Origin of the sequence: Psychrobacter sp. NPDC078409, assembly GCF_050268505.1 — a bacterium.
GTDB lineage: Bacteria > Pseudomonadota > Gammaproteobacteria > Pseudomonadales > Moraxellaceae > Psychrobacter.
On record NZ_JBNNGW010000010.1, the window covers coordinates 1 to 3,359 of the forward strand.

The 3,359-nt window shown below is 42.4% G+C and carries 4 protein-coding genes; all 4 read right to left on the reverse strand.

What is annotated here, in order from left to right; all coding sequences use genetic code 11:
* Nucleotides 1-662 (reverse strand): TRAP transporter large permease subunit (locus ACQKC9_RS13415; RefSeq protein WP_427620467.1); only part of this gene is annotated, 662 nt, incomplete at its 3' end.
* Nucleotides 659-1,186 (reverse strand): TRAP transporter small permease, encoded by a 528-nt coding sequence (locus ACQKC9_RS13420; protein ID WP_057761870.1) that lies wholly within the window; start codon nt 1,184-1,186, stop codon nt 659-661. The genes ACQKC9_RS13420 and ACQKC9_RS13415, both read right to left, overlap by 4 nt.
* A gap of 18 nt (nt 1,187-1,204) precedes the next feature.
* On the reverse strand, nt 1,205-2,263 hold the full coding sequence (locus ACQKC9_RS13425; RefSeq protein ID WP_427622271.1) for a TRAP transporter substrate-binding protein: 1,059 nt from the start codon (nt 2,261-2,263) through the stop codon (nt 1,205-1,207).
* A 381-nt stretch (nt 2,264-2,644) separates the two neighbouring features.
* On the reverse strand, nt 2,645-2,992 hold the full coding sequence (locus ACQKC9_RS13430) for a hypothetical protein (RefSeq protein WP_427622273.1): 348 nt from the start codon (nt 2,990-2,992) through the stop codon (nt 2,645-2,647).
* Between the last annotated feature and the right edge of the window lie 367 nt (nt 2,993-3,359).

Consider the following 3,359-nt stretch of genomic DNA (forward strand, 5'->3'; position numbering starts at 1 on the left):
AGTGACAGTAGCTTGGCTTTCCACGTGGTTTTCTCACCACGTTTTGCTAAGTGTGGTTTCCAGCGTACCATCACCATGACCGTGAGTGAGTACATTACCATACCGAGCATACCGGGTAAGAACCCTGCGATGAACATGTCACCAACTGACTGCTGGGTTAAGATGGCATAGACCAGTAAGGCAATACTGGGCGGAATCATAATACCAAGGGTACCACCAGCAGCTAAGATACCGCAGGCAAAGCCTGGCTGATAGCCGTACTTCTCCATTTGCGGTAACGCCACTTTGGTCATGGTAGAAGCAGTAGCAAGCGATGAGCCTGAAATAGAGGCAAAGATACCGGATGAACCAATACCAGCAATACCAAGACTACCCCTTACTCCGCCAAATATGGTTCGGGTGGCTTCAAAGAGTTTACCTGCCATGCCGGAGTGAGTGGCAAACACGCCCATCAGAATAAATAAAGGAATGGCACTAAAGTCATACTTTGCTAAGACATCGACTGGGATGTCTTTTAGCATTTGCAGCGCACCACTAGGCGCGGTGACCGCACCAAAACCGACTAGACCCACCCCTAACATGGCAAGTGCAACGGGTACTCGTAAGACGACAAGCAAGATCATGACCACTAGGCCAATCGCACCGATAATTTCTGGACTCATGCGCCTGTCTCCTCGGCGTCAAAGAATTCGCCTGTCTTAAAGATGTTGATGGATTCGATCAATGAGCGAATAGCCAGTAAGATGCTTAAGAATGCACTAACCATATAGATAGGCATCATAGATATGCGAAGGTCTTGGGTGACTTTGCCATACTCTAAGGCGTCAATGGCGCTCTCGTAGAGTCCCCATGAGAAGACGATGCCGATGACAAAGAAGCCCATCATAAAGATACCCATGAGGTAGCCTTTGATAGACTGTGGCATTTTCTGGGTGAAGACGTCGACGATGATTTGTGAGCGTTCGACAAATGCGGCAAAGGCAGCTAACAGTGCAAATAGCATAAAGTAGGAAACGATCTCTACACTGCCTTTGACGGTAAAGCCAAACTCACCACCGGTGAGTTTGAATATGTAGCGTGCGACGACGTCGAGCATGGTGGTTAGGACGATGATGATGAGACTCACCCCACCGATAAACTGGCATAATCTAGAGATTAAGACGCTGAGCTTGACTAAAAATGCCATGTGACACCTCCAATTAGGTTAGACCTTACAGGCAGCACTGGCAGCTTTTGCTTTTTCATAGACGCCATCAGCATCTAAACCCAAAGCGTTAACATCACTTAAATATTTTTGGGTTCCTCTTTCAAGTGGCCCTTTCCAATCTGGATCATTTAGCGGATCAGGAATTTCGACAATTTCATCACCCTTATCTTTAGCAGCTTGAATTGCCATCTGGTCATGCTTATCAAATACTTCACCAACTTTACTGGCCAACGCCATTCCTGAGTTTTTATCCAAAACTTGTTTTAGATCGTCAGGTAAATTGTCGTATTTGTCTTTGTTCATCGTGACCATAAGCGCTGAACTATAGAAAGGAATGTTGGTATGATATTTGGTAATCTCATCAATCTTAAATGCTGTTACCGCCTCCCAAGGGAAACTTAAACCATCAACGACACCGCGCTGTAGAGAGGTATACATATCGTTTGCAGGTAGACCTACTGGTGAAGCGCCCGCACTTTCGATAATGTCACCTGCCACAGCTGAAGGACGGCGAATACGCATACCTTTCATATCTGCAGGCGTACGAATTAACTTATCCGTTGTATGAAGTGCACCAGGTCCGCCGCCGTACATAAACAGTAAATGAGTATCTTCGTACTCACTCGCTAAAGTACCGTCATCATATAGGGTCTGTAGCATACAGCCCATTTGGGTTGCTGAGTTTGATAAACCTGGAAGCTCAGTAATCTGAGTCAAAGGAAAGCGACCATTGGTATAACCATGCGCTTGTGAACCGATATCGATCGTACCTTTGGCAGCAGATTCGTAGGTAACGTCTGCTTTAGCAAGACCTGCTGATGGATATAGCTCAACCTTTAGACGGCCGTCAGAATCTGTTTCTATCTGTTTTGCCCAAGGCTCAAAGACTTCTTTACTGATAGATGAGGTTGCTGGCCAAAAATGCGAAAACCGTAGCACGGTAGTTTCTTGAGAAGTCGATGATGAGCCATCAGTCGTATCAGCAGATTGGTTAGAACAGCCAAGAATACTAATAGCGGCTAAAGCACCAATTGAAAAAAGAGGAGCTAACTTCATTATCAATTCCTTTTGATAATTATGGGGATAGGAGTAAGATGTTACGAGCAAACAATCCGATTCATCCTAGATTAAATTGTCTACAAGGTTTAGATATATTTTTTACATACCTGTAATAAAAGTACTGTTTAAAATTAGCAGCTATAATGATAGAAGTCAAATCATTTTGAGCAGATTATAAAGGATATATTCATATTATAGATATATTTCTAATACTTAAATTGTTTATATAGGTAATAGTAAAAAGTAAGTAGATTAAAATAATTTCTCATGAAAAAGCTCTCAGCCAGTTATCCAGTTGAGAGCTTTATTGTGTAAATATCTTATAAATTCATAGAAGCTGCTCTAAGCAATTATACAAATCATAATAGTGGTGAAGCGCTACTCTTCCATCTGCCACTTATCATCTACCCATACAGCATCGTTATCATCTAGATGTACATGCCATTCTGCATCAGTTACCACAAGGCGAATCTCAGTCAAACATTGTAGCCAATGCTCTAAGGTATACATAAGATCTTCTACATCCATACTAACAGGTAACTTTGTAGCTCCTGCTAGTATTACTTCTGATTCACTATCATCGTATGCATAGAGATCAAAAGTCTCTGCATCATCTGCATGCTCGAATTTGTCATTATATTCATCGACTATTGACGCAATCTTTTCTTGCTCCTGTTGAGTCAAAAGAGTATAACGTTCAGCAGTATAGTAGAGTGAAACGCCCATAATGTGCTCCAAAATAAATGAAAAATAAATGAAAAATAGTAGATTCTAGAAGTGAATAAATAGTATCACATCAAACTAGTTTGTAGGAAAGTTTGAATTCTTGACCAAAGTATCTAGCGCTAAACTTTCCAGCACCTAGCACTGGCACCAAATTACGCACAAAGAAAATCCCCCGACAAGCTAATGTCGGGGGATATTTCAGAATAGAGAGCTGACGATGACCTGAGCGCCGTAAAAATTGCATGCCAATTTTAGGCAGCGCAAGAGCAAATCCTTTAAATAGGATTTGCTGCGTAGGTCAATAGGAATAAAGATAGACGCAAAGAAAAGCCCCCTCCGCGTTAGCGAAGGGGGCTTTATCTAGAAT

Bases quoted from the DNA above. Each gene is read 5' to 3' on its own strand.
- ACQKC9_RS13420 (WP_057761870.1), bottom strand. From the start codon at position 1,186: ATGGCATTTTTAGTCAAGCTCAGCGTCTTAATCTCTAGATTATGCCAG.
- ACQKC9_RS13425 (WP_427622271.1), bottom strand. From the start codon at position 2,263: ATGAAGTTAGCTCCTCTTTTTTCAATTGGTGCTTTAGCCGCTATTAGT.
- ACQKC9_RS13430 (WP_427622273.1), bottom strand. From the start codon at position 2,992: ATGGGCGTTTCACTCTACTATACTGCTGAACGTTATACTCTTTTGACT.